The sequence below is a fragment of the Paenarthrobacter sp. YAF11_1 genome (assembly GCF_052113445.1).
Lineage (GTDB): Bacteria > Actinomycetota > Actinomycetes > Actinomycetales > Micrococcaceae > Arthrobacter.
This window is the reverse complement of the sequence record NZ_JBFRDF010000010.1, coordinates 24,120-49,094: the sequence shown is the minus strand read 5'-3', so window position 1 is coordinate 49,094 and position 24,975 is coordinate 24,120. Positions and strand designations below refer to the sequence as shown.

Below are 24,975 nucleotides of genomic sequence, written 5' to 3'. Positions count from 1 at the left end.
ACCATGGAACGGGAGAACGAACCGGAGTTACTGAGGTTTGCCAGCGGCGCGGAGTGGGAGGAATGGCTCGCGGCGCATCACGGCACCCACACCGAAGCGTGGCTGGTGATCGGGAAGAAGAACGCGGGCGCCGGTCTCGTCGAGATACAGGATGCCCTGGACGCCGCCCTCTGCTTCGGCTGGATCGACGGCCAACGGAGGGCCCACGACGGGGAGACGTTCCTGCAGAGATATTCGCGGCGCCGCGCCCGGAGCACATGGTCGCAGGTGAACGTGGGCAAAGTGGCCCACCTCATCGAGGCCGGGCGCATGCAACCTGCGGGGTTCGCGGAGATAGAGGCCGCCAAAGCTGACGGACGATGGGAGGCGGCTTACGTTTCGCAGGCCAAGGCCGAGGTGCCCGAAGACCTGGAAGCGGCGCTGGCAGCCAACACGGCTGCAAAGGAAGCCTTTGAACGGCTGGGCAAAACCGATCGGTACCTCATCATCCTGCAGGTCCTGAAGGCCCGCACTCCAGAGTCCCGCGACAAAATCCTGGCGAAGGAAGTGCAGAAGCTGGCCGGAGGAAACTAGCCACTCTTACAAACTGTCAGTGGCCTCCCGTAGGGTACCGACATGGACATCATCCTTGTACCCGGTTTCTGGTTGGACGCGTCGTCATGGGATGAGGTGACGCCCCCACTGGTCGCCTCTGGACACACGGTTCACCCCTTGACCTTGCCCGGCTTGGAGTCTGCCGATGCACCACGCGCCGGCATCGGTCTTCGCACGCACATCGATGTCGTGGTGGCAAAAATGGATTCGCTGGAGGGCAAGGTCATCCTGGTGGGTCACTCGGGCGGGGGCGCCATCATCCACGGTGCAGCCGACTCCCGTCCGGACCGCGTGGCCCGCGCCATCTATGTGGATAGCGGACCGCTTGGTGAGGGCGGGGTCATCAATGATGAACTGCCCGACGACGGCGACGACATCCCGCTGCCGCCGTGGGAAGCCTTCGAAGACGAAGACCTGACTGACCTCACCGATGACCTGAAGAGAGCATTCCGCGCCCGCGCCGTCCCTGAGCCCAAGGGAGTGGCAGTCGACCAGCAGCACCTGACTGACGTCCGCCGGTACGACGTTCCGGCCACGATCATCGCGTGCCAGTTCCCGTCGTCGCTCCTTAAGGAATGGATGGACGCCGGGCACCCGTTCACCGCCGAGCTCGCGCGGATCCGGGACGTGGACTACATCGACCTCCCCACGGGTCACTGGCCGCAATTTACCAAACCGAAGGAACTGGGAGAGGCGATCGTGACCGCGGTGGAACGCGCCAAGTAGCCCAGGGGCTTCAGGCCCTGGGCGGCGTATTCGTGGCGGGCCCCTCCGGCGCCGCGCCACCCTCATCGGTCCAGTCGCTGCCGGTGGTGTCATCCCGGGCGGGGTCCGATACGACGTCGGACTTGACCGTGGGCACGGTGGTGACAGTAGGGCCAGTGGAAGAGGAGCTGGTGTACGAAGGACCGGACCGCTGGTCCGTCTTCGGTGAGGAAATGCCGGGGAACATGGTCTCGGCCTTCTCCATCAGCTTCTTACCGGCCTCATAGAGGTTGTCCAGAATGTCCGGAACTGACTCCTGCACAGCTTCGGTGGCATGGTGGACGTTCTCCTGGACCTCCGGATTCTTCCAGACCTTTTCAGTGCCTCCGCGGAGACGCCGATACACCTCCGGCCAGGACTTGGATCCCCAGACGTAGCCGACAGCCACTCCAACGGCGAACAATGCTTTCCCTTTCACAGGAATCACTCCTTTCGAGGCGTTATTCCTCGACACTAGCCCCGGCGGGCACGCGCTGTCACCTGCCCAGTGATTGCGGGCCGGTTACCAGTAATTTGCCGAAATTTAACAATCCACTAAACTGTTATGCCAACCAGCGGATAACCGCAGGAAGTAACCGCACCGCAACCCGGGGAGTGAATGCCATGGGACTGGACGACAAGATTAACAATGCTGCCGAAGAAGCCGGCGGCAAGCTCAAGGAAAAGACCGGCGAAACCACCGGCGACGGGAACCTCCAGGCCGAGGGGCGCAGCGAGCAAGCTGAGGCAAATCTCAAGCAGTCCGGTGAGAAAATCAAGGACGCAGCCAAGGGAGCAGCGGACTCCCTCAAGGGCCACTAGAGCGCGGATCCCCGGCATCCCGGGCCTGCAAGCAAGGTTGAGCTAATAGTCAGGTTACTTGCTACCAGCCGCGGGAGCCGCTAGCGTTACTGGTGTAGTACCGAGTCCGACCCAATCGGCAGGAGTGCTCTATTGGCTGTATTTCATAAATTCATCGGGGTTGCATAAACAGTTCCACTCCCCCACATGCCATAGGGCCTTCAGGGGCCCCATTACGGTGCCTAAACCTTGGAACAGGCGCCCGGTGAACTTACTCGCTTCATCACGTTCATGGAATTTCCATCAGCAAGTTTCCATCAACAAGAAAGTAGGACCAAAAATGGGTTTCTTTGGTTTTCTTCTGCTCGGCCTTTTGGCCGGCGCTATCGCTAAACTTATTCTTCCCGGCCGCCAGGGTGGTGGCTGGCTGATCACCCTCCTCTTGGGCGTCGTCGGCGCTCTCCTGGGCGGCTGGATCGGTGGCCTGATCTTCGGTACGGGCCTGCAGGAATTCTTCTCCCTGACAACGTGGCTCCTGGCTATCGGCGGCTCCATCATCGTGCTGCTGATCTACGGCCTGGTCACCAGCCGCCGGACACACCATGGCTAACAACCAGAACCGCGACGCCAAGGGCGACGAACTCGAAGGCCAGTACTCCGAGGGCGACTACGGCGATACCGGGGTATCCCCGGAGACCCTGAAGGATGACGCCGGAGGCGACTACACCGCAGGGGACTACGCCGAGAAGACGGTCCCGTCGGCAGACGCCGAACTGGACGAACACAACACGGAAGACACCCCTGAGGACCGGCCCTTCTCGTCCGAACCGGATGAAGAAGCGTCTGGCTCAAGTCGCCCGTAGGAATGAACCGGTTGTCACCGGACGGCAGTAACTGAATAACACCAAGGACCCGGAGCGCTGCAGCCGCAGCCTCCGGGTCCTTGCGTTGCCTCGGATTCCCGCGAAGGAGGCGGTCCCGTTTCGGGGCTTTGCTGCCCGGCGTGCCGTGCGATCGGCACTGATCGCACGGTCCAACCAAACGGGGCCCTGATATTTTCGGGCAAGGATAGGTGGGGCATCGGCCCCCGGCCCTGCGTAGCGTCAAGGGCAGGAATGAAGACACGGCAGGGAAACACAACGAGGGAACGGGTCAGCATGCAGGAGTGGAATCGGGCGATCGAGGCAATCGAGCAGGACCTCACGGCAGACATTGACGTGGGGACGTTGGCCAGGATCGCCATGACGTCCGAGTATCACTTCCGGCGGATGTTTTCCTCCCTGGCCGGGCTGCCGGTTTCGGAGTACATCCGGAGGCGCCGCCTGACAGCGGCCACAGCGGAAATCATCGACGGCGGCACAGTCCTGGGCGTTGCTGTCCGCTACGGCTACGCCTCTGCCGAGGCGTTCACCCGGGCATTCAAAGCCATGCACGGCCTGACGCCGTCTGAAGCGAGGCAAGCCGGCGCCGTGCTTCATTCCCAACCTCAGCTGAGGTTCCACCTGCGAGTCGAAGGGAATACCGACATGAAACACCGCATTGAAGACAAATCCGCTTTCCGCCTTATTGGCCTGAAAGCCCGCGTCCCCCTGGTCCACGAAGGACCCAACCAGGCCATCATCGATTTTCAACGGGGCCTGGATCCTGCTGTCACCCAGCGCTTACTGGGGCTGGCAGACATGGAGCCGGCGGGCCCGCTGTCCGTCACTGACAACATCGATGAGCAGCGCAGCGAGGGAAGCGAGCTGGACTACTGGCATGCGGTGGCATCCAGCCAGCAGGCACCGGAAGGGTTCGCGGCCATGGACGTTCCGGCAGGCCTGTGGGTGGTTTTCGAAACCGAAGGAAAGTTCCCGGAGGTCCTGCAAAGCATGTGGGCAGACGCAGCTACGGAGTGGTTCCCGGCCAACCCGTACAGGTGGGCACCCGGCCCTGAAATGCTCAGCGTCCAGGTGGAAGCAGGCGGCACCCACGGCCGCGGGCAGCTCTGGATTCCGGTGGAGCGGGAGGACTCAGGGAAACAGTAAGACCACCACGGCGACGGTAATACAGGAGTCCGGGACCTACGTCCGCAGGGTCCGCGCCTTGACCATCAGGAACAGGCCGTAGGCGATCAGCCCCACTGCTACGGCAGCCAGCAGGTACACCCCATACGGCTGCTCCCTGAGAGCCTTCAAACTGCCGTCGAGCCCGGTCGACTGCTCGGGTTGGGCACGCACGGAGGCGATGACCACCAGCAGGCCCACCAGGAAGAGGGCGATCCCCTTGGCGATGTACCCCACCACACCTACCCCCAGTTGGAACTTCCGCACCGAACTGTTGGAGGACAACGTGAGGTCCTTGGTGAACTTCCGGCGAAATCCCCGCACGGCGAAGACGATCCCCGTGATGGCGATGCCGGCACCCACCGCGACCAGCAGAAACACGCCAAATGGCGCCTTGAGGAGCGTGACCGTGAAGTCGCTGCTGGACTCCCGGCTGTTCTGGCCCTTGCCTGCAATGAACGAGACGATGGTGGTGGCGAGGGCGGCGAAGACGATCGCCTGCCCGATGGCGGAGAGCTTCTTGGTGATCTTGTCCGAGCCGTTCCGGTGGCCAAGGATGGCGTTCCCCAGTTGCCACAGTGCCAGCGCGGTGCAGGCCGCGAAGCAGGCCCAGAGCAGCAGCGGCCCATAGGGCTGGCTGGCAAGGGACGTCACGGCCCCGCTGACATCGGCCTCGCCGCTGCTTCCGAACGCCAGTTGGAGGGCGATGACGCCGATGAGCACGTGCAGGATCCCGCTGACCACGTACCCGGCGCGCGCCACAGCGGCGAAGGCCTGCGAATTCGCAGCTTCCTCAGCCACATCGGCGGCCTTCCTCATCTCTTCCTTGATGACAAGCCTCCTTATTTAATGAGCTGCCTCCATCGTCCCTTAAATGAGGCCGGGCAGGGTACCTCCCCCGTGAGGGAGGTGCCTGCCCACGTCAAAGCCCAAGGGTTCCTGGGCACCCACGACCCTTAGAAACCGACCACCGACTGCGGCCAGATACTGCGCAGTCCCACACCCAACGGGTTGAACTGCTCACGAACGGCCACCCGCGTCTGTCCGAGAACCTCGCCGGCATGCCGGACGGCCTCTGCGGTGCCTGACAGGGCGTCGTGGGCGGCGGTGACGTTCGAGGACTGGGTGGAGATCTGGTCAGTCATTTCGGTGGTCCTTCCTGGAAGCTCCATCAGCGGCTTGGCTGATGTTTCAACCATCGGACGGAGCCCTCAAGAAGGGCGCCGGGTCATCTCAAGATTTGCTCAAGATTCCGGGCCCACACCTCAGAAGGGGAACACCACTTCCAGCACCTGGCCCGGGCCCAAGGCGAGGCGGGCGGAGACGCTGGCGCCGTCGTCGAACAGTTCAAAAGCGGGAGAAGGCCCGACGGCGGGAGGAACCCAGGCGGCCGGCTCGCCGCCGAGATACACCAGGGAGGCGAAACAGCTGCGCTCCCCGGACAGCCTGCCTTGCAGATAGCCACAGGTGGCAAAGGCACCGAAAGGGGACACCCCTTTGGCCTGGTAAGTGCCGCTGTCCGCGTAGCCATGGAGCGGCCAGATGGCCGTGTGCAGCCGACCGTCAGTAAGTGTGCCGTCGGCCGGCACCGGATGATCACCCGCGAGCGCGTACCCGCCGTCCCGGACCATGAGCGTGGAGCTGTCCGGCGCTTCAACTGCGTGCACACGCAGTTCGTATCCGCCGGCGGCGGCGGTCCCCGTCGCCACCCTCCAGACCGAATGGGCGGGATCCTCAGCATCGCTCCACACCGGGGCGTGCCAACTGGCCGCCTGGCCCTGCCCGGCAGGCAGCCGGTGGATCCGCGAACGCCTGCTGGGCGTCCCGGCGTCGTTGAAGATGGCGAAATGGTTGTCGATGGGGTCCTGGGTGAACAGCGGCGCTGTGTGGCTTGAATACGCGAGGCGGCGGTAGAGGGGATCGTCCGGTCCCGGTGCGTAGTACTTGTCGCTGCCGTGGTTAAGCACGCGGGCGATGCCGTCGGCCGCGGTGGAATGGAGCAGGTAGTTGGGGGCTTCCGCGTGCTTCAGGCCGTCCGCCACTTCCAACGGCGAGGGCTCCTCAACGGCGGTCCATACGGGGTGGTCGGCTGGGAGGAGCAGCCCGACGAAGGCTTTGGACGTCCAGTACGGCGAGGCCGGCCCGGAGTATTCCTGGGTCATTGGTTCAAAAGCGCCGAACCACCCGAGTGAGGGCAGGCCGTCGTCGTAGGCTCCGCCGTCGAGGAAGTATTTGGCGGCACCGCTGGCGATCCTGCGGGTCTGGCCGGGGGCCAGCGGCGTGGCGCAGATCGCCTCGCCCATAAAGAGGGGCGCTACGGCGGCGTAGCGGTAGATCAGGGAGCGGCCCTGGAACACGGGGGCGCCGTTGGCACCGAAGAACCTGAGGTGGTCCTCCAGGAATGTGGCGAGTCGGCGGCGGGAGATTTCCAGGCGGTGATCGGCCTGTGCATGGCGTCCGGCAGCAGCTTCGGCCCACAGGATGGGGTACAGGTGCATGGCCCAGCCGCAGTAGTAGTCGAAGAAATCGCCGGAACCGTGGTTGTCTCCGTCCCGGTACCAACCTCCGCCTGCGTACCAGTCGTCCAGCCTGTCCAGGCCATGCTCGATCTGGGCTGCGTTGTGCTCAAAGCCCGCACCGGCCAGGAACTCGGCGATCATCACCTGGAAGAGCACCCAGTTGTTGTCCACGCAGGTGCTGTGCGAGGAACCCTGCAACCAGGCAACTACCTGCTCCTGCTGCCCGGCGGACAACGTGTCCCACAGCCAGGGCTTGGTGAGCTGGAGCCCAAGGACCACGGACGCGGCTTCCACCATGGGCTGGGAGCGGTCAGTGATGGGCAGCCAGGCTTCGGGCCCGTTTTTCTGCGTGCCGTGAAGGAGGCCCTCACGGTAGAGGTCCAGATGGCCGAAGGGATCCTCGCCCTCCTCCCCCGCCAGCCGGAAAGCCGCCAGCAGGAACGTCCGCGCGAAGCCCTCCAGGGCGTCGGACACAGCGCCCGACGACGACGGTCGGCCGTCCAGCCGGATGGCCGCCTTTAGGGCGGAGAAGTGCGGGCGCACAGCGAGGAGCTGCTGATCCGCGAAGGAAACCCAGTGCTCCCGCGTCCAGCCTGTGATGGGGCTGAGGTCAAAATCCGGGGCGGGCATGGTGAAGCCGGTGGCCATGAGTCTCCTGCGGGGTAGTTCCAGCCTCATCACCTTAGGTGCCGCTGATCCGGAGCGGGCCCAGCTAAACAATAGTGAACACCAATACGTGATGCAGCTCACACAAAAGACACCGTGAGGATCTGCCCGCTGGGTTCGTCTTCTTCATGACGGCGAAACAAACGCCGTAGCGAACCAAGCCGCATAGCCGCTTTCAACTGACAGGACTGATTGCCATGACGATCCAGACGCACACCCCCGCAGACGTTCCGGCCAAGAACAGCACGGCAGCGACCACCAACACCCCCGCCACGCTTGACGCCGACGCCCCCGCAACGAACGCCGCCGCGTTGAACAAGGGCAAGGACGGCCGCGGTGCCACGACAGTTGCCGACGGCGTCGTTGCCAAAATCGCCGGCATCGCCATCCAGGAAATCCCTGGAGTCCACGCCCTCGGCGGCGGCGCTGCCCGCGCCATCGGCAACCTGCGCGAAAAGGTGGGCCAGAAAGACCTCACCCAGGGCGTCAGCGTCGAAGTGGGCCAAACCCAGGTGGCCGTGGATGTCACCCTGGTTGTTGAGTACCCGCACCCGCTGCAGGAAGTAGCGGACAACGCCCGCGACGCCGTCTACAACGCCATCGAGGACCTGGTGGGAATGGAAGTCACCGAGGTCAACATCACCATCACGGACATCCATGTTCCCTCCGAGGACGCAGAGACCGACGATGCCGGCCGTGAGCCGAGGGTCGCATGAACCCCACCATCGCCGGCACGGCCATAGGAGCGATCCTGGCGCTGGCAGGGTTGGCCTTTGGATTCTGGGGCCTCCTGCTGACGGCACTGTTCATGGGCGTCGGGGCTGTCCTGGGCCGCTCCGCCGAAGGAAAGCTTGACCTGCGCGGCGTGCTGGACGCGTTGCGGGGCAAGCGCTCTTCATCATGAGTCGCGCCGGCCACACGCGCATCACCCAGCACGCTCTCCGGAAAACCCTGGAAGCCGTCACAGCCCAGGCTTTCCGGGTGGGTGCAGGAAACGTGGCGGCCGAACTGGATGACGACGCCGGCAAGCTCGGGGTCAGCCTCTCCGTCAAGCTGTCACTCCCGCCGCTTCTGGGACCGCGGAAAACCACAGGCACCGTATTCCAACAGGCCCAGGCAGCACGAACGCAACTGGTGTCCCGCGGCCTGGAGCTGACCGGCTTGGAGATCGGCCGGGTGGATATCCGTCTCGCCGGTGCCAAGGAGCAGCCCCGCACCAAGCAGTCCAAGGAACAATCCACGGACCGAGTCGATGTAAGGAGAGTGTTGTGACCCAAGATCGAACCCAACGGCGGATGATCCGCCGCGAAACCCACTCTTCGCGGGCTCTTCCGTCCATCATTTCCGCCTGCATTCTGATGGTCGTTTTCCTTTGGCTCGCAGTGGAAGCCGTGTTGTGGATCCTCAAGGACCAGCCGCTGCTGGCAAGCCCCGCACAGATGTTCCAGTGGCTCGTGGACCTTCCGGTCACCACGGTCCCGGCGGGAATGGCAGCGGCCGGAGCGGGCCTTGGAATTCTGGGGCTGCTGCTGCTGGGACTTGCCGTGGGCAGGGGCCGGAAGGCCCGACGCTCCTTGGCGAGCCAGCGCGCCGCCGTGGTGGTGGACGACGACGTGATCGCCGCAGCTCTCTCCAACACCACCCGGCTCGCCGCCGGCCTGGCCCCAGGGCAGGTGACCACCACCGTCGGTGGGCGGTCCGTACGCGTCCAGGTGCGTCCGACGTCGGGCGTTCCGTTGGACCTTGAGTCCGTGACAACAGCGGTCGACGGCGAACTGGCCGCCTTCGCGCTGGACCGCCGGGCCTCCTCGAGTGTCCGGGTCTTGAACCAAGGAGCAGTAGGGCAATGAGGCAAACAAACCGTGCACTGAACCGCATCCTGCTTGCCCTCTTGGGCCTTGCACTGCTGGGAGCCGGCGCCGCAGTCATCGCGGCCGGAACCTTGCCGGGAGCAGCGGATGCCTGGACAGCAACGGCATCATCGGTCCGGGATTCCGGCAGGAACCTCGTGGGCACCGCACCCCTACCGGACCCCGTCCGGAGTTGGTGGCTGGTGGCCGGAATCGCGGTGTTGCTGGTGTGGGTCGCCCTCAGCGCAGCCTGGCTCGCCTCCCAGGGCGGGGGACGCACTCCACGCCTCGCCGAGCAAAGGCACGGGACTGTGCAACGGGACGGGACCGACGTACGCGATGGATCCCAGGGGACTGGCGGCGCCCGCGGCCGGACTGTGGTGGATGTTGGCCTGGTCTCCACAGCCCTCCGGGAAGCCCTCAGCGGAAACCGGGACGTCCTGGCCACGTCCGTTTCGGCCTGGGAGTCACGGCGGGGAACCGCCCTCCGGCTCCGCATGGAAGCCCGCAAGGGAAGCTCACCACGGGAACTTGCCGACACCGCCGAAGAACTCATCCGGGAAATAGATGCCCTGCTGGGACATCCAATCCCCGTCCTGGTCCGAATTACCAGCGGCGCCCGAACCCAGGTGTCCGGATCGCGACGTACTCGGTAACCGCTGGAACACACTTCTCTCCGCCCAAACCATGCGCGGGCACCACAGAGCCCGCGCACTGAAAAGAAAAGGGAACACCATGGGAATCAACGACAAAATCAACAACGCCGCCACCGAACACCTCGGGGCTGCCAAGGAAGGTGCCGGAAAACTGACCGGCGACCAGTCGCTGGAGCGTGAAGGCCAGCACGATCAGGCCCAGGCAAAACTCCAGCAGGCAGGCGAAAAGGTCAAAGACGCCGCCGCCGACATCGGAGACAACATCAAGGATGCGGCCCAGAAGCTCAAAGAGGGCTTCACCAAGAAGTAGGCCTCTCCCGGGCCGGTCCCGCAGCGATGCGGGACCGGCCCCTTTCCACCATGAACCTCGACCCCACTGGGAAGGCAGAATGTGACTGGTTCACCCGCGGCGCAGCACCAACTGGACCTCGTTCCGGATGCCTTGCTGGCCGGCCGGGCGGCCGACGGCGACACGGCAGCTTTCGAAGCGCTGGCACGTCGCCACGGCCCTCTGATGCGCGCCACCGCCCGGCGGCTGACCGGCAGCCTCGCGGACGCCGATGACGTGGTCCAGGAAACGCTGGTGCAGGCCTGGAAGCAGTTGGACACCCTCCGCGAGCCTGCCGCCGTCAAAGGCTGGCTGTTAAGGATCCTTGGCAGCCGCAGCATCGACCACCTCAGGAGACGACGCCACCACGTGGATCTGGACGACGTGGAAAACCAGCGCGATGACAGCCCCCGGACGAGGACCCAGGATCCGGAAAACAACGCTGTCAGCACCTCGCGGGTGGAGGCGCTCAAGGCCGCGCTCGCCGCACTCCCCGAGGAGCAACGACGCTGTTGGGTACTCAAGGAATTCAATGACCAGAGCTACGAGGAGATTGCGCTGACATTGAACATCAGCCCCGCCAGTGTCCGCGGCCGGTTGGCCCGGGCACGGATCACGCTCGCACGCACCATGGAGGAATGGCGATGAACACCAACGACACCCTCGAATGCGGGCACAGCCTTGCGGATCTCAGTGCCTACTTGGACACGGGACAGATTGACGATCCAGCGCACCTGGAGAGGTGCCCCGAGTGCCAGGCCGCGTTGGCCTCCCTGCGCCGCCTCTCCCAACTCGGCGGAGATTTGCTCCGGTCCGATGTTGCAGACGCGGGCTCAGGCAACGACGACTGGATGCAGGCCATCCTCGACAACCTGCGCTTGGAACTGCGGCCCGGACGGAGCATTCCCTTGCAGGCAGAGCACCCTGATGACACGCTGTGGGAATCCGAAGGAGCCATTTCCGCCCTGATCCGGTCCGTGGCCGATGCACTCCCTGGGACGGCCGCCGGCAAGTGCCGGCTGCAGGGAGAGGTGACCACCATGGGAGCCCCCATCACGGTGGAGGTGGAAGTGGCCGTGGTGTACGGACACCCCATGGAAGAACGCGCAGCTGCCCTACGCGACGAGCTGGCACGGACGTTGGCAGCCCAGACCGAGCTGAACATCCACGCCATCAACATCACCGTGACGGACGTCCTCGAGCCGCCGGCACCGGTTCAGCCCACAGATACACCCGCCACCACCGATCCGCTGAACACGGAGGACCAGCCATGACGGAGTTTTTGGAAGCCGCGAACACTTCCCCTGCAGGCGGGACGGCAGACGGGTCAGCAGCCGCGTCAACCGCCTTGGCTGAGGAACTGCTCGGCCTCGTCCAGGCGGTAGACGGGGTCCACTCGGTCTATCCCGCCCAGCCGTTGTGGCAGTCCATAGCCGGTGCCGCCCTGGCCGCGGTCACGGGAGAGACACTTCCCCTGATCGGCCTGACCGAGACGGCCGACGCACTGGCAGTGAAAGTCAGGATCGGAGTGAATGCTTCCCGTCCTGCTCCGGCCGTGACGCGCGAAGCAGCCGGGGCGATCCGCAGGCACCTTCTCCCCCGGGCCGCCGTCGTCGAGATTTCCGTCGTGAAGCTGGGCAGTTAGGCGACTGGGGTCCAAGACGCCGGGTTCTGGTTCATAATGAACAAACTGAACACAAGTGAACTTGATAGGCGGACACCTGCATGCTGACCGAGGATCGTCAACAGCTCATCCTGAGGGAACTCGCCCTGAACGGTTCGCTCAATGCCAGCGAATTCGCGGCGAAATTGGGTACCTCGGGGATGACCGTGCGGCGGGACCTCGCAGTGCTCGCTGAGCAGGGCCTGCTGGAAAGGGTCCACGGTGGCGCCATCCCGGTGGGCGGCAAACCGTCGGCTGGACCCGCGACGCAGCCCTCCACGTCCTGGCGTCCGGGTGGGAGGCGGCCATTGGCGACCATCGGGATGATCGTGCCGTCGGCGTCGTATTATTTCCCGGGCGTTATCCGCGGCGCTGAAGCCGCCGCGCAGGAAGCGGGCGTCCGGTTGGTGCTGGGCGTCACCAACTATTCGGACGCCGAAGAGCGGCGGCAGCTGCGGCGGCTCTACGAACACGGCGTGGATGGAATCCTCATCACCCCCAGCGGGCAATCGTTGGCGGGTACCGAAACATTGGACCTGCTGGCCGAGGCGGAGGTGCCGGTGGTTGTGGTGGAACGGTCCATCGACGACGCCTTGGACCACGGCCGGCTCGAAGCCGTACGGAGCGACCATGTCCGCGGCTCGGAGATCGCCGTGAACCACCTGTTGGGCCTCGGGCACCGGAAGATCGCTATCTGCCTGCGTGAGAACAGCCCCACTGCCCCGCAACTCATCGACGGCTTCCACCTGGCCATGCAGCGGGCCGGACATGCCCGAGATGACTCGATGGTGCGTGCCATGTCCCGGGCCCAAAACGATCCCCAAGCCCATCGGGAACTGGTGGACCGGATCCTGGATTGGTGCGCATCGGCGGAGGTGACGGCCGCCGTGGTCCACACCGACGAGGACGCGCTCCAGTTCGTCAGTGCCTGCCTGGAACGACGGATCCGCGTGCCGGAGGACTTCGCGATCGTCTCCTACGACGACGAGATCGCCGCCCTCGGTGCCGTCCCGCTCACCGCTGTGGCACCGCCAAAATACGACGTCGGCCACCAGGCTTTGGTGATGTGCCTGAGCCGCATCGGGGCGCGGCGCGGAAGCACGTCCGCGCTGCAGCGGGTGAACCTGTCCCCGTCGTTGGAAGTGCGCGGCTCCACGCAGCCGTAGCCGCTGTTTACTTCTGTTCATTTTGTTGATGATGTTCACTTTTGTGGATTTCATGGTGCATAGTCCGAAAGTGCCTAGAGCACCACGACTTTCGCATCGTGAACTTCAAAGGAGAACAGAATGAAGCGTCGCCAGCTTCTGCTTGGAGCAGCCAGCCTCATGGCCAGTGCTGCACTCGTCACCGGCTGTGGCAGCACCCCGGCCGCCACGCCAGCCCCCACCCCGGTGGAAGACCCCAGCGGTAACATCACGTTCTGGTCCTCCATGGCCGGTATGGACAAGGTGGCGGAAGCGTTCAACGCCAGCCAGGACAAGATCAAAGTCACCTTCGAAACCATCCCCAACGGCGGTGCCGGCGGTTACGCCAAGCTCTCCACTGCCATCACCGCAGGCAATGGCCCGGACGTTGCCACCATCGAGTACCCGCAGCTCCCCCAATTCGTCAGCAACGGCCAGCTGCAACCTCTGGACAGCTACATCAACAAGGCTGAAACCGTGGACAAACTCACGGATGAAACCAAGGCCCTGGTGCAGTTTGGCGAGCAGACCTACGCGCTCCCCTACGATGCCGCGCCGATGATCATGTGGTACCGCAAGGACATGCTGGATAAGGCCGGAGTCGCCACACCCAAGACCTGGCAGGAATTCGAGGAGGCCGGCAAGAAACTCAAGGCCGTTGCCCCCGACGCGCACCTGGCCAGCTTCAACCCGAACGAGGCTGCTCTCACTGCTGCGCTGTCCTGGCAGGCAGGCGGCAAGTGGTTCGGCACCGAAGGCGACAGCTGGAAGGTGGGCGTCAACGACGAAGCCACCCGGAAGGTCGCCACGTACTGGCAGAAACTGATCGACCAGAAAATCGTCAAAGTCCAGCAGTCCTTCAGTGACGAATGGTCCGCAGACCTGGCGAGCGGCGCCGTCGTCGGAGTCCTGGGTGCCAACTGGAGCGCCACCGGTATCCAGAAGCGGACGGAGGCCAGCGGCCAGAAGGGTCAGTGGATCGCTGCCGAGATGCCCAACTGGGGCACGCCGGCAGACGCGTTCTACGGCGGCTCCAGCTTCAACATCACCAAGAGCAGCAAGAATCCGGCCGCTGCGGCGAAGTTCATCGAGTTCCTCGCCACCAGCAAGGAGGCCATCACTGCCCGCGGCAACACCGGCTCTGCCTTCCTTGCCTATCCGGGCCTGACCCCCGTGGCGCAGAAAGCCTTCGACGCCGGCTACTTCGGCAACGACATCTACGAAGTCTTCGACAAGGCATACTCCACCATCACGCCGGGCTGGCAGTGGGGTCCCAACTGGGACATCACCAACACCGCACTCAAGGACGCCTACGGCACGCTGACCAGCGGCGGCAAGGTCCTGGACGCCGTCGATACCGCCCAGGACGCGACAGTGGCCGGACTCAAGCAGAACGGCCTCTCCGTCAAGGAGTAGGCCCGCACGGCAGGGCGGCATCGTGACAACGCTGCCGCCCTGCCAGCGAGGAGAATCATTATGTCCATCCATGCCACAGCGTCCACTCCACCCCCACAGCCCCAGCAAGCCACCGCCGTCGAACCCCGAAAACCGCGCAAACCCCGCGCAATGTCCGGAACTGGTGGCCGAACGGCTGCGCTGTTCCTGACCCCGTTCTTCACGATATTTGCCCTCGCGATGGTTGCGCCGGTGATCTACGCAGTGGTGCTCAGCTTCTTCGCCCAACAAAAGTCCGGACTCGGCTTCGGTGAAGCCAAGACCGCGTTCGTGGGCTTGGAAAACTACGTCCAGGTCCTGCAGTACGAGAGCTTCATTGGCGGCATTGGACGTCTCGCCCTGTACTGCGTGCTGTACATCCCCTGCATGGTGGGCGGCGCCCTGGCGTTTGCGCTCCTGCTGGACGCTGCCGTGGCACGGGCCCGGAAACTGTTCCAACTGCTCGTCTTCCTCCCCCACGCGGTGCCCGGAGTCATTGCGGCACTGATCTGGACCTATCTCTACACGCCCGGTGTCAGCCCGATCGTCTCAGTCCTGGAAACCGGCGGAATCTCGCTGAACTTCCTGGACAACCAGATGATTCTGCCGTCCATCGTGAACATCGCCGTGTGGGAGTGGACGGGCTACAACGTGATTGTGCTCTTCACCGCCCTCCAGGCCGTGCCCCGGGAAATCCTGGAAGCTGCCTGTGTGGACGGTGCAGGCGAGATCCGTGCGGCCATCAGCATCAAGCTGCCCCTGATCCTGCCGGCGCTGAGCGTCATCATGCTCTTCACGGTGATCGGCACGCTCCAACTCTTCACGGAGCCGTCCATCATCTCCAAGGCCACGGCATCGGTGACCAGCACGTGGGTACCCAACATGTGGGCCTACGACGCCGCCTTCAACCGCCACAACCTTAACCAGGCCGCGGCGGCCTCCATCATCATCGCGCTCATGGCTGCAGTACTGTCCTGGGCCGTGACCCGCTTCAGCTCAAGGAACACAGCATGAGCACCTCCACGATCTCCCGCACCGTCACAGGGCAGGCGCCGGCACAGGGCAGGCGCCGGCACGCCCGCAACGGCGGCTTCGCGAGTACGTTCACCGTCAATGCCCTGCTCATCCTGGGCTGCGCCTACATGGTGCTTCCCGTGGTGTGGCTGTTCTTCGCCTCCACCAAGAACACCGCCGATCTCTATGGCACCGCCGCCTACGCTTTTGGTGAACCGGCCTTCTTCGAGAACGTCATGGCGGTCCTGAACCAGGACGGCGGGATGTTCCTCCGTTGGATGGCCAACTCCATGTTCTACGCCGCTTTCGGAGCAATCCTTGGCGGCCTCATCTCAGTGATGGCCGGTTACGCGTTCGATAAATTCCAGTTCCGCGGCAAGGACTCGTTCTTCGGGATCGTCCTGGTGGGCGTGCTGATTCCCAACACGGCCACGGTGCTGCCTATGTACCTCCTGGCTTCCCTGGTGGGTATGACCAACACCATCTGGGCCATCCTCATCCCGGTGCTCTGCAACCCGTTCGGGGTGTACCTGGCCAGGGTGTACTCGGCTGCCTACGTTCCTGCCGAGACCCTGGAAGCAGCCCGCGTTGACGGAGCCGGACCCATCCGGTCCTTCTTCTCCCTGGGGCTGCCCATGATGATGCCCGGGTACATCACCATCGCCCTCTTCCAGTTCGTGGGCGTCTGGAACAACTTCATGCTCCCGCTGGTGATGCTCCAGGACCAGAAGCTGCTGCCCGTCAGCGTTGGCATCTCCATCTGGCAGGGTTATTCCATCCCCCAGCCAGAGTTCACGCCCATGGTCATCACGGGTTCCTTGCTCTCGATCATCCCGCTGCTGCTCGCGTTCATCATGTTGCAGCGGTTCTGGAAGTCCGGCCTCACCGCAGGGAGCGTCAAGTGACCTTGAATGTTGCCTTGGCCATGCCGGCCCACACGGCACGGGCGGTGTTTCCGCCCAGGAGCCTGGATCCCTTGGAGCCCGCGCTGACGCTGCTGAGCCGTGACCCCATTCAGGACTTCTCGACGCCGGAAGGCCGCGCCGTACTGGCGGAGGCCGACATCCTCATCACCGGTTGGGGGTGTCCGATGATCGACCACAGCGTCCTCGATGCCGCACCCCGGCTGCGCCATGTCCTGCATGCCGCCGGCAGCGTCAAACACCACATCGGCGACGCCTGCTGGGAACGAGGCATCCAGGTCAGCTCCGCAGCGGACGCCAACGCCATCCCGGTAGCCGAGTACACCGTGGCCATGATCATCCTCGCCAACAAGCGCGTCCTCCAGATCGCCCGCGCCCTGCACACCACCCTGACCGACGTCCTGGCTGAGCAACTCTTCCCGGACATGGGCAACTACCGGAAGCGCGTGGGCATCATTGGGGCGTCGAAGATCGGGCGGCACGTGATCAGGCTGCTGGCTCCGTACGAGTTGGAGGTGGTGGTGGCCGATCCTTATCTCTCTCCCGAGGAGGCGACCGTCCTCGGCGTCGGGCTCGTCGGTTTGGAGGAGCTGGCGGCAAGCAGCGATGTTGTCAGTCTCCACGCGCCGTCGTTGCCGTCCACCAAGAACCTCGTGGACGCCGGGTTGATCGAGCGGATGCGGCCGGGCACCACGTTCATCAACACCTCACGCGGCGAGCTGGTGGACCAGGATGCGCTGCTCGCACGGGTGGAACGCGGCGACCTCTACGCGATCCTGGACGTGACTACCCCGTGGGTGCTGCCCGCCGAATCCCGCTTCTACACGCATCCCAACGTGCTGCTCACCCCGCATGTGGCGGGATCGCTGGGCAATGAGCTGGAACGCATGGCGGCGAGCGCCGTGAACGAGGCACTGCGGTTGTCCCGCGGGGAAGCACTGCGGTTCCCGGTAAGGCTGGAGGACCTGGCGTTTACGGCCTGAGGCGCCGTGTGGAGGACCGCGAAGGCAACAAACGCGCAAAGGCGACAAGCGCACGACGGCGACCTGCCGCCGTCGTGCGCTTCTTGCCTTTAAGTCCTGCGATTGTCGCCTTTAAGTGGTGGGCTCCTTAGCGCGCGTCCTTCTTGGCTTGGCGTTGGGCGCCTTGGGACTGGCTGGAGGCATCCCGTTTCACCCCGCCCGTAGTCTTTTGGTGGGACCGTGCCCGGCCCGAACCCGCTGCCGATTTAGTGCCGGAACCGGAGGACGCAGGCCCAGTGGACTTACCTGCGCTGGCACGTTCCAGCCGTTCATCTTTCAGGGCTTCGGCGGCTTCGTGGGCCAGCCGGGCCAGTTCAGTGCTCACGATCGAGAGTGCTTCCTCGAACACGAACGCCCGGGCGCGTGCTTTGTCGGATTTGTTGGACGCAGCTCCGCGCCCGCCGGCCTCCAAGACTTCGTCAGCGGCTTTGCGCCGGTAATTGGTGGTGTATTTGTTGCGGGCCCGCCGGACCCGTTTGTGCAGTTGCAGCAGGCCTTCCTCATCGAGGAGCTCAAGCCTGGCTGGCTCCAATTCGCGAATCAAATCAAGTTGATCTTGCTTCAACACCCACAGATATTGGTCCATTTGCCGATACTTCCATACCTCCCGGACGAGGGGTAGTGGGTTTGGGAGTTCTCATCCGAAGCGGGGGATGGCGTTGGTTTACTCGAAGAGTTCCGGGGCCGCGGTGAGGGCAACATAAGCCCACACGTCCAGGCTCAAAGGTTCCAGAGCTTTGACAACGGCCCGGCGGACGGCGTCTTCCTCGCCCACGCTCCATTCGGATCCGACCACCACAAAATCAACCTCGACGTAAAGCTTCCGCCCTACTTTCCCGGAACGAATGAGCGGTTCCTGCAGCCCGTACGCTGCCCGGACACCGCGGATTGCTGCGGTGATGGCGGCATCGAGCTCTGGGGACGGCGCGCCTTCGAGGAGCTCATTCAACCCGGTCCGGATCAATCCGAGGGGGATGTACGCCAAAATCAGGCAGGCCACCAGGACCAGGACCGGATCAACATAAAGGGCAACGTCGTCCAGCCCAAGGTTCTGCAGGACCAACGCCACCCCAGCACCGAGGAGCATCATGACACTGAGGATCGCCCCGGCACGCCACTGCGCGATTTCGGCCACCACCAGATCCGAATCAGGTGCCGCCCTCCCCATCCACGCAGCCACGCCGAACCCAACGGCCGCCGTCGCAGCCCCGTAGATGGCGATGATGGCGGCGCTGACCGGCGAACCGCCGTCGCGTATGACAACCACAGCATCACCCGCAGCCACCAGCAGCGTCCCGGCCACCGCCAAACCCTGGATGAGCACTACCAGCGGGGTCAGTGCATCGCGTCCGAAGGGGAAACGGCGCGTGGGCCCCTTGGCCGAGGCCGAGGACGCCTTCAAGGAGATCGCGGTGAGGACCAGCCCAATACCCATGTAGGCGCCGTCAAAGACGATGATCCTGGTCCCGCTGAGCACACCGAGAAAGAGTGCCCCTGCTGCCGAAACGGCGGAGACCCACAGCGAAGCCTGCAGTGCACGCCTTTCGGCCCCCAATTGTCCGGCCGCCATCAATTGTTCCCGGCGGCCAGGGCGTCCAGCAGGCGGATGAAGACGGCGATCCAGCCGTAGATGATCACGAACGCAATGAGCTCGAACGCCGTGAGGTTGAAGTAGCCCACCGGGTAGAACAGCACCAGGGACACGATCAAGGCGGCGAGGAAGCTGGCGCACACCAGGAAGAAGCGGCGGGGCAGGCCGCGGAGAATGAACGGCGAAGCCAGCAGCAACAGGATGAACACCACGGCCATCCCGGAGGCGAACAAGGTGTGGATCAGGAAACTGACGGACAAGGGGACAATGCCCACGCCCGCGAGCAGCAACCCCATGGCCACGAAAGCACCCGAGCATAGTCCTGCGCTCCAGGGGTTGACCAGCACACCTTGTGCGATGAGGGAACGAAGATCCCGGTCCAGGTACACGGCGAAGGTGGTGATGAAAAAGCCGGCAACAATCAATGACAGATTGAACAAGCCACTGGAGGCGCCGCCCAATGTGCCTAGCTGGCTGAAGTGGTATTCCCACCATTTGGGGTCCTGCGACGTCGCCATGCTGGCCACAATGCTCATCACCATGAACAGCACCAGGAGTCCGGACAGCTTGCGGGTGCTGATGTCATACACCGAGAGGTAGATCCAATACGCGGCAAGGCCGGTGGCAACGGCCATGCCCACGGTGGCCGCATAGATATCTACGGTGAGTCCCTGGAAGCTCCGCTGCAGCAGGAGGAAAACGGCGATTGTAGCGATCGCCGCGATCAGCGCATGGACCAAGGCAACAGTTGATGCGTCCAGGATGAACTTCCACGGTGGAAGGCTCAGACGCCAACCCTGATCCGGAAGGTACCGCGAGCGCCAGTAGCCGATGTACGCCGCCACCAACCCGAGCACCAGAACCGCGCCTGCAGTCACCAGCCCCAAGGAGGCGCCGCCCCACAGTGGTGGGGTGCGGCCGAAGAAGATGAGCAACGCTGCGATTCCGGCAACCGCCGCGGCGGAGGAAGCAGCCAGAAGGGCCTCGGACTCGTTCGCCAAGCGGCGGGGCGGATCAGCGGGAACAGTCACCGGAGAGGCAGGGCTGTCCGACGCCGGTTTGGTCACGGCGCGGTTCTTCCGAGCCGAAGCCAGGCGATCGCTTCACTTTCGGAGGTAAAGAAGCGCGTGGGGCATGGCGGCTCTTGAACGGCCAACTGGTAGTCGGCGAGCATGCGGTCCACAGGGTTGTTTCCCAAGAGGGCAATCCTCGAGGCCGCGCAGGGTTCAACAAAGACGTCGCGGGCTGCGCGGCTGAGATGCGCGGTCTCGGCCATGGTCACCAAGAGGGGATACCTGCCGCCCGCGGCGAGGTCGTTCACAGCTTCGACGGCGGCCCGGGCGTTGGCAGCTTCGATGCGGACCCCGGAATTCCACACCAAAAACATGACATCGTCCGGTTCAAATCCGATGACGTAGTCGCAGGGATCCTTCTCAGCCATGGAAGTATCTCCCTCTCTGTGGCATCTGTGGCGCTGCCCCCGGCGCCACCATCTGACTCAACCCTGCACCCACGGACAATCACCCCGTCTCATCCGAAACGAGTGATCTTTGGGTGCGCGACTGCTCGGATTCCGGGTCCAGCAGGCCAGGAGTCCACAGCTCAACCCGCCGCGGGCGAGTCCGCGTTCTCGGGTTCCTCTGCGGCTGTCTTCGCATACGAGGTTGAGACACGCCGGTAGACCGGGGTCAGGAAGGCAAGCAGCGCCACGGCAATCATGACGAGGCCGGCCACCAGGAACACCAAGGCAATGCCGCGGGAAATGCCCTCACCCAGCAGCGGTTGCAGTTGTGCTGCCCCCTCGGACGAACGGGCGTAGGGGATGATCCAGAATTGGGCGATCGGGGCAATGAGGAAGGCGGTGATGGGGGCGGCCGCTGACTCGAACGCCATGGCGAAGCCGAACACCCTTCCTTGGCGGGGCAGCGGAACAACCTTCTGGATGACGGTCTGCTCGGCTGCTTCCACTACGGGAACCAACGCCATGTACAGCCAGATCCCCACGATGTAGAGCCAGGCCCATTCCCGCAGCGTAAACACGGCACCGAGGAGGCCCATCAGCCCCACTGCGATGAGCATGGTCCGCAAGGGGTTTGAGCCGAGGCCGAACTTGCCGATCAGCGCGCCGCCCACCACAAACCCGGTGGCTCCTATGGCGAAGACGGTTCCCCACATTTCCACGGAGAACATTTCCAGGCCGTAGGGGTCCATCAGCGCCATGTAGACGCCGCCGATGAAGTTGTTGAACGTGGAGAAGAGAATCAGTGCGAACAGTCCGGAAATTGCCATGACGGCAGCCCAGGAGCCCCGCAGGTCGAATCCACCTTCGGCGTCGGAGGCGGCCGCCCGTACTTCTTCCGGCAGGCGCAGCGTCAGCAGGTGTCCGAAGGCCAGCGCCGTGAGCACCAGTGCGACAACCACGGTCCACCCCATGCCCAGCAAACCCACGGACAACCCGGAAAGCACCGAGGTCACAATGAACATGAGCCCCTGCACCATACCCACCAGCCCGTTGGCGTTGGCCCGGCGGTCAGGCTCTATCAAGATGGTGACTGTGGTGGACAGCGCGATGTTGCGCATGTTCTCCACCACCGCGCCGATCAGGATGATCATGGTGAAGATCCAGAACCAGGGCTGCGTCAGGTCAAGCAGCGCTTCCTCGGGTGTCAGCAGGAACATGACCCCGGACAACACGAACATCACCAGGGTGAACGCGGCGGCGAACCGCATCACGGCCAATTTCCTGTAACGGTCCACGAAGGTGCCGAAGCTGATGCTGGATAGGGCGATCAACAGCATGTAGGCGCCGCCGATCACCCCCGTGGCAATCACGTTGCGGGTCTCCAGGTACACCCAAAAGGTCAGCGCGAACCAAAGGTAGCTCGTGGTGATGTTGGCCATGGCTGTATTGACCAGGATCCCCGTAAATGTGCGGGATCTTTGTGCCGGGGTTCGTACGGAGAGATCGATATTGTCAGTAGACGCGGCGGTGGCCGGTTCCTGCTCGGTCATGCGTTCCAGTAAACCACCGGGTCCAACCTCCCGGTAGTATCGGCAGGGAATTCACGAGACTCTTGGGGGATTGTTTTTATGACGGAAATTCAGGGGCAGTTGTCCTTCACCAAGGACGCCGGCAGGGACTTGGAACTTCAGGAATACGGGCTTGATCCCGCCGTGGATTCAACCCTCCTGCCCAATGCCGCCGTCATGAGCGCCCTGCAGAACCTCGTGAGGCTGGCCACGGAGCTGTGCGGCGCACCTTTTGGCGTGGTCAACATCATCAGTGCCGAGTACCAGCACCAGATCGGAGCCTGGGGCGTGGACCCGGGGGTCTGCTCCCGGGAAGACTCCATGTGCGCCAAGGTCTTCCTCTCCCGCGAGAGGACGGTGGTGGCGGACGCGTCCAAGGATCCGCGCTTCGCGGACAATCCTTTTGTCACCGGGGAAATCGGCAAAGTCCGCTTTTACGCCTCTGTTCCCTTGCAAACAGAGTCCGGGTTTGTCCCCGGGACCCTGTGTGTTTTCTCCGACAAGACCCAGGAGCTGCGCCCCGAACAGGTCAGCATGCTGGAGGTCCTGGCCAAGCAAGTAGTGGAGTTGCTCGAACTGCAGCACCGCACCGTCCAGCTGGACCGCACCTACACCGAGTTGAGGGACAGCAACGCCAAACTCGCTGGATTCGCGGGCCGCGTCAGCCACGATCTCCGCATCCCGTTGACCACCATCCTCGGCTATGTGGAACTGGTGGAGGACGATCCCGACGTGGAGCCTCAGAGCACTGCTGCAAAGTACCTGGACCGGATCGGTGCCAGCGGCCGCCGGATGCTCGGGATGCTGGAAGATGTCCTGAGCTACTCCCGCGTGGGCGGTGGCATCCAGCCCGCCCACGTTTCCCTGCGCGAGGTCACCGAGGAGGTTGCCCGGGACCTAGGTATCGAGAACCATGGCATCGTGGAGGTCCAGGAGCTCAGGCTCCACGCGGACCGCGGCCAGCTCCGCACCCTGCTGCAGAACCTCCTGTCCAACGCCATGAACTACCGCAGCCCCGATCGCGACCTCCGGATCCGGATCAGCGGCGTTTCCAACTATCATGGGGCCACCATTTCCGTTGCGGACAACGGCAAGGGAATCGCCCCCGGGGACCGCGCCAAGGTCCTGGAACCTTTGGTGCGCCTACGGAGGCAGGGCGATGGTCCGGGTTCCGGCCTGGGCCTGGCCACCTGCAGCAGCATCGCCAAAGCCCACGGAGGCGACCTCACCCTTGCTGAAACCCCGGGCGGCGGAACCACCGTGGCAGTCAGTTTTCCCTCCGGAAGCTAAGCCCACCGGGGCGTCTCCCGGGTCCTTGCCCTTGCAGCTGTCATCATTCGAGGCATGACGACAGCGCATTTCCGGTAGAAGAAACGTGATGCGGTCCGCCCCAGCCCGCTCACCTTTCGCGATCCCCCTCATGGTCATCGTGCTCTTCACGGCCGCCTGTGTCCCCATGAGCTCCCCGTCAGTGCCGCTGGCCCCGCCCGCGATTGCGGTGATCGGGACGGCGCCCTCAAAGATCGCCCCAGGCACGTCCATTGTGGACGTGACAACACGGACGTCCGGGACCTCACCCACCGTTGCCACGTGGCAATACATCAGCGGGGCAGAGTCCTTCAACAGCAGGCTCGATGCCCGGCTGCTCAGCATTTTCGATGCCCGCGCCGGCGGACGCCACGAACCCGCGGCCCTGCCGCCCACCCCGGCTGCGCTCCTGTCCGACGGCGTGTCGGTCACCCACGAAATCATCCTGGCGGCCGGGAGTGTGGTGGGGGCAAGGTTCGTTCAAACAACCATGGCCGGGGGCGTCCGGACCGGCCTCATCGACGAGATCACCTACGAAGACCTCACCACGGGCGTTGTCACCGACAGTGCAGGCCTGATCAACCCGGCCATGACCGGCACCTTGCGGACAATACTCGCCGAAGCTACGGAACCTTCAACGTCGGTGGGCGATGCTGCGGCGTTAACAGCAGGGGCGCTCCCCGCCGTCGGGTTGACCGCCGTCGGGTTCACGGCGGATGGCAATCTCAGCGTCACTCTCCGCCACAACTCCGCATCCGGGGCTGAATTGCCCCACCCCGTCACCGTGAACTTGAACGCCGCCACCTCTGCCGAGGTCATTTCCCCGGCAGGTGAGTCCCTTCGCAGCGCGATCATCGCCAAGACACCACCCGCTTTTCCGCAACCCATCTCTGGCGGCGTGGAACATATCGACTGCGACCTCGTGGCCTGCGCTGCGCTGACCTACGACGACGGACCCAACGCCCAAACCACCCGACTCCTGGGCATTCTGGAAAAGCACAACGTCTTTGCCACGTTCTTCCAGCAGGGCGGCTACGTCAGGGCCAACCCGGGGGTGGCTGCGTCCGTGGCGGCAGCGGGCCACACCATCGCGAACCACACCATGAGCCACCCATACCTGACCAAACTTCCTCCCGCAGGCATACAAGGTGAGGTAAAAAGCACCCAAAACGCCATCGAAAAGGCGACAGGTGCGGTACCGGCTTACGTGCGGCCGCCATACGGCGCAACCAACAAGTCCGTGGCCGCATCCGTGGGGTTGCCGCAGATTCTCTGGGATGTCGATTCCCTGGATTGGCAGTCCAGGAACAAAGCAACATTCGTGCCGCGGGTCATGAGCCTGGTCAAGCCCGGATCGATCATCCTTCAACACGACGTCCACGCATCCACCGTGGACGGCCAGGCTGAACTCATCACGCAACTCAAAGGCAGGGGGTTCTACCTGGTGACCCTCCCGCAACTCTTCGCCGGGATCGAACTCACGCCAGGGGCGAGCTATAAGTGCCGGGGCAGCTCACCGGGGTGCGTTCCCGCCCGCTGAATCTGTGCAGTCACTGAACTTTCAGCGCTGCCAAACCTCACGCGCCGCGGAGCGTCCGGAAGT

At 64.0% G+C, this 24,975-nt stretch carries 31 protein-coding genes; 22 read left to right on the top strand and 9 right to left on the bottom strand.

Going from position 1 to position 24,975, the window contains the following annotated elements; all coding sequences use genetic code 11:
- Positions 1-3 precede the first annotated feature (3 nt).
- Both AB4Y77_RS15800 and AB4Y77_RS15795 read left to right on the top strand, forming a co-directional pair.
- Positions 4-573, top strand: a complete 570-nt coding sequence (locus AB4Y77_RS15800; protein WP_442014583.1) for a YdeI/OmpD-associated family protein — start codon at positions 4-6, stop codon at positions 571-573.
- Between the two features lie 42 nt (positions 574-615).
- Positions 616-1,320 carry an alpha/beta fold hydrolase gene (locus AB4Y77_RS15795; RefSeq protein ID WP_442014582.1) on the top strand — a complete coding sequence of 235 codons (705 nt, stop codon included), beginning with the start codon at positions 616-618 and terminating at the stop codon, positions 1,318-1,320.
- Positions 1,321-1,330: 10 nt separating this feature from the next.
- Here AB4Y77_RS15795 and AB4Y77_RS15790 read toward each other — a convergent pair whose 3' ends face one another.
- Positions 1,331-1,777, bottom strand: coding sequence for a hypothetical protein (locus AB4Y77_RS15790; RefSeq protein WP_442014581.1), 447 nt, complete (start codon positions 1,775-1,777; stop codon positions 1,331-1,333).
- A gap of 185 nt (positions 1,778-1,962) precedes the next feature.
- Here AB4Y77_RS15790 and AB4Y77_RS15785 point away from each other — a divergent pair, with 185 nt between their 5' ends.
- The 4 genes from AB4Y77_RS15785 (at position 1,963) to AB4Y77_RS15770 (ending at position 4,166) form a co-directional block, all read left to right on the top strand.
- On the top strand, positions 1,963-2,160 hold the full coding sequence (locus AB4Y77_RS15785) for a CsbD family protein (protein ID WP_311211936.1): 198 nt from the start codon (positions 1,963-1,965) through the stop codon (positions 2,158-2,160).
- A gap of 319 nt (positions 2,161-2,479) precedes the next feature.
- Positions 2,480-2,749 (top strand): GlsB/YeaQ/YmgE family stress response membrane protein, encoded by a 270-nt coding sequence (locus AB4Y77_RS15780; protein ID WP_089596629.1) that lies wholly within the window; start codon positions 2,480-2,482, stop codon positions 2,747-2,749.
- Positions 2,742-3,002, top strand: coding sequence for a hypothetical protein (locus AB4Y77_RS15775; RefSeq protein ID WP_311211935.1), 261 nt, complete (start codon positions 2,742-2,744; stop codon positions 3,000-3,002). The genes AB4Y77_RS15780 and AB4Y77_RS15775 overlap by 8 nt, the downstream gene beginning before the upstream one ends.
- 294 nt (positions 3,003-3,296) lie before the next feature.
- Entirely contained in the window at positions 3,297-4,166 is an 870-nt protein-coding gene (locus AB4Y77_RS15770) for an AraC family transcriptional regulator (protein ID WP_311211934.1), read from the top strand.
- Positions 4,167-4,202: 36 nt separating this feature from the next.
- On the opposite strand, the gene AB4Y77_RS15765 is transcribed toward AB4Y77_RS15770, so the two are convergent.
- The 3 genes from AB4Y77_RS15765 to AB4Y77_RS15755 all read right to left on the bottom strand — a co-directional run bounded on the left by AB4Y77_RS15765 (position 4,203) and on the right by AB4Y77_RS15755 (position 7,351).
- On the bottom strand, positions 4,203-5,003 hold the full coding sequence (locus AB4Y77_RS15765; protein WP_311211933.1) for a DUF1206 domain-containing protein: 801 nt from the start codon (positions 5,001-5,003) through the stop codon (positions 4,203-4,205).
- 137 nt (positions 5,004-5,140) lie between these two features.
- Positions 5,141-5,329 (bottom strand): hypothetical protein, encoded by a 189-nt coding sequence (locus AB4Y77_RS15760; protein ID WP_311211932.1) that lies wholly within the window; start codon positions 5,327-5,329, stop codon positions 5,141-5,143.
- Positions 5,330-5,449: 120 nt separating this feature from the next.
- Complete coding sequence (locus tag AB4Y77_RS15755; RefSeq protein WP_442014580.1) at positions 5,450-7,351, bottom strand: DUF2264 domain-containing protein; 1,902 nt, start codon at positions 7,349-7,351, stop codon at positions 5,450-5,452.
- Positions 7,352-7,566: 215 nt separating this feature from the next.
- On the opposite strand from AB4Y77_RS15755, the gene AB4Y77_RS15750 reads away from it, so the two are divergent.
- The 14 genes from AB4Y77_RS15750 to AB4Y77_RS15685 all read left to right on the top strand — a co-directional run bounded on the left by AB4Y77_RS15750 (position 7,567) and on the right by AB4Y77_RS15685 (position 17,404).
- Positions 7,567-8,085: an Asp23/Gls24 family envelope stress response protein gene (locus AB4Y77_RS15750; protein ID WP_442014579.1), complete on the top strand. Its 519-nt coding sequence runs from the start codon at positions 7,567-7,569 to the stop codon at positions 8,083-8,085.
- Positions 8,082-8,273, top strand: a complete 192-nt coding sequence (locus AB4Y77_RS15745) for a DUF2273 domain-containing protein (protein WP_442014578.1) — start codon at positions 8,082-8,084, stop codon at positions 8,271-8,273. Before AB4Y77_RS15750 ends, AB4Y77_RS15745 begins: the two co-directional genes overlap by 4 nt.
- Complete coding sequence (locus AB4Y77_RS15740; protein ID WP_311211928.1) at positions 8,270-8,641, top strand: hypothetical protein; 372 nt, start codon at positions 8,270-8,272, stop codon at positions 8,639-8,641. The genes AB4Y77_RS15745 and AB4Y77_RS15740 overlap by 4 nt, the downstream gene beginning before the upstream one ends.
- Positions 8,638-9,219, top strand: a complete 582-nt coding sequence (locus AB4Y77_RS15735; RefSeq protein ID WP_442014577.1) for a hypothetical protein — start codon at positions 8,638-8,640, stop codon at positions 9,217-9,219. Before AB4Y77_RS15740 ends, AB4Y77_RS15735 begins: the two co-directional genes overlap by 4 nt.
- A complete protein-coding gene (locus AB4Y77_RS15730) occupies positions 9,216-9,875 on the top strand; it encodes a hypothetical protein (RefSeq protein WP_442014576.1) in 660 nt (219 codons plus the stop codon). Before AB4Y77_RS15735 ends, AB4Y77_RS15730 begins: the two co-directional genes overlap by 4 nt.
- Positions 9,876-9,954: 79 nt before the next feature.
- Complete coding sequence (locus AB4Y77_RS15725) at positions 9,955-10,185, top strand: CsbD family protein (protein WP_311211925.1); 231 nt, start codon at positions 9,955-9,957, stop codon at positions 10,183-10,185.
- Between the two features lie 81 nt (positions 10,186-10,266).
- On the top strand, positions 10,267-10,851 hold the full coding sequence (locus tag AB4Y77_RS15720) for an RNA polymerase sigma factor (RefSeq protein WP_442014575.1): 585 nt from the start codon (positions 10,267-10,269) through the stop codon (positions 10,849-10,851).
- Complete coding sequence (locus tag AB4Y77_RS15715; RefSeq protein ID WP_311211923.1) at positions 10,848-11,477, top strand: Asp23/Gls24 family envelope stress response protein; 630 nt, start codon at positions 10,848-10,850, stop codon at positions 11,475-11,477. Before AB4Y77_RS15720 ends, AB4Y77_RS15715 begins: the two co-directional genes overlap by 4 nt.
- Positions 11,474-11,848 (top strand): hypothetical protein, encoded by a 375-nt coding sequence (locus AB4Y77_RS15710; protein ID WP_442014574.1) that lies wholly within the window; start codon positions 11,474-11,476, stop codon positions 11,846-11,848. Before AB4Y77_RS15715 ends, AB4Y77_RS15710 begins: the two co-directional genes overlap by 4 nt.
- Positions 11,849-11,928: 80 nt before the next feature.
- Complete coding sequence (locus AB4Y77_RS15705; RefSeq protein WP_311211921.1) at positions 11,929-13,032, top strand: substrate-binding domain-containing protein; 1,104 nt, start codon at positions 11,929-11,931, stop codon at positions 13,030-13,032.
- A gap of 120 nt (positions 13,033-13,152) precedes the next feature.
- Complete coding sequence (locus AB4Y77_RS15700; protein WP_442014573.1) at positions 13,153-14,466, top strand: ABC transporter substrate-binding protein; 1,314 nt, start codon at positions 13,153-13,155, stop codon at positions 14,464-14,466.
- 60 nt (positions 14,467-14,526) lie between these two features.
- Positions 14,527-15,498 (top strand): carbohydrate ABC transporter permease, encoded by a 972-nt coding sequence (locus AB4Y77_RS15695; RefSeq protein ID WP_442014572.1) that lies wholly within the window; start codon positions 14,527-14,529, stop codon positions 15,496-15,498.
- Complete coding sequence (locus AB4Y77_RS15690; protein ID WP_311211918.1) at positions 15,495-16,403, top strand: carbohydrate ABC transporter permease; 909 nt, start codon at positions 15,495-15,497, stop codon at positions 16,401-16,403. The genes AB4Y77_RS15695 and AB4Y77_RS15690 overlap by 4 nt, the downstream gene beginning before the upstream one ends.
- A complete protein-coding gene (locus tag AB4Y77_RS15685; protein ID WP_442014571.1) occupies positions 16,400-17,404 on the top strand; it encodes a hydroxyacid dehydrogenase in 1,005 nt (334 codons plus the stop codon). The genes AB4Y77_RS15690 and AB4Y77_RS15685 overlap by 4 nt, the downstream gene beginning before the upstream one ends.
- 127 nt (positions 17,405-17,531) lie before the next feature.
- Here the strand turns inward: AB4Y77_RS15685 and AB4Y77_RS15680 are convergent, their stop codons facing one another.
- From AB4Y77_RS15680 to AB4Y77_RS15660, 5 genes are all read right to left on the bottom strand, one after another.
- Positions 17,532-18,011, bottom strand: a complete 480-nt coding sequence (locus AB4Y77_RS15680; RefSeq protein WP_442014570.1) for a hypothetical protein — start codon at positions 18,009-18,011, stop codon at positions 17,532-17,534.
- Between the two features lie 96 nt (positions 18,012-18,107).
- Positions 18,108-19,013: a cation transporter gene (locus AB4Y77_RS15675; RefSeq protein ID WP_442014569.1), complete on the bottom strand. Its 906-nt coding sequence runs from the start codon at positions 19,011-19,013 to the stop codon at positions 18,108-18,110.
- Complete coding sequence (locus AB4Y77_RS15670) at positions 19,013-20,101, bottom strand: DUF998 domain-containing protein (RefSeq protein WP_442014568.1); 1,089 nt, start codon at positions 20,099-20,101, stop codon at positions 19,013-19,015. Before AB4Y77_RS15670 ends, AB4Y77_RS15675 begins: the two co-directional genes overlap by 1 nt.
- On the bottom strand, positions 20,098-20,475 hold the full coding sequence (locus AB4Y77_RS15665) for a DUF7793 family protein (RefSeq protein WP_311211913.1): 378 nt from the start codon (positions 20,473-20,475) through the stop codon (positions 20,098-20,100). The genes AB4Y77_RS15670 and AB4Y77_RS15665 overlap by 4 nt, the downstream gene beginning before the upstream one ends.
- Positions 20,476-20,636: 161 nt before the next feature.
- Positions 20,637-22,046 (bottom strand): MFS transporter, encoded by a 1,410-nt coding sequence (locus tag AB4Y77_RS15660; protein WP_442014567.1) that lies wholly within the window; start codon positions 22,044-22,046, stop codon positions 20,637-20,639.
- Positions 22,047-22,124: 78 nt separating this feature from the next.
- On the opposite strand from AB4Y77_RS15660, the gene AB4Y77_RS15655 reads away from it, so the two are divergent.
- A complete protein-coding gene (locus AB4Y77_RS15655) occupies positions 22,125-23,354 on the top strand; it encodes a GAF domain-containing sensor histidine kinase (RefSeq protein WP_442014566.1) in 1,230 nt (409 codons plus the stop codon).
- Positions 23,355-23,442: 88 nt separating this feature from the next.
- Positions 23,443-24,912: a polysaccharide deacetylase family protein gene (locus tag AB4Y77_RS15650; RefSeq protein WP_442014565.1), complete on the top strand. Its 1,470-nt coding sequence runs from the start codon at positions 23,443-23,445 to the stop codon at positions 24,910-24,912.
- Positions 24,913-24,975 lie beyond the last annotated feature (63 nt).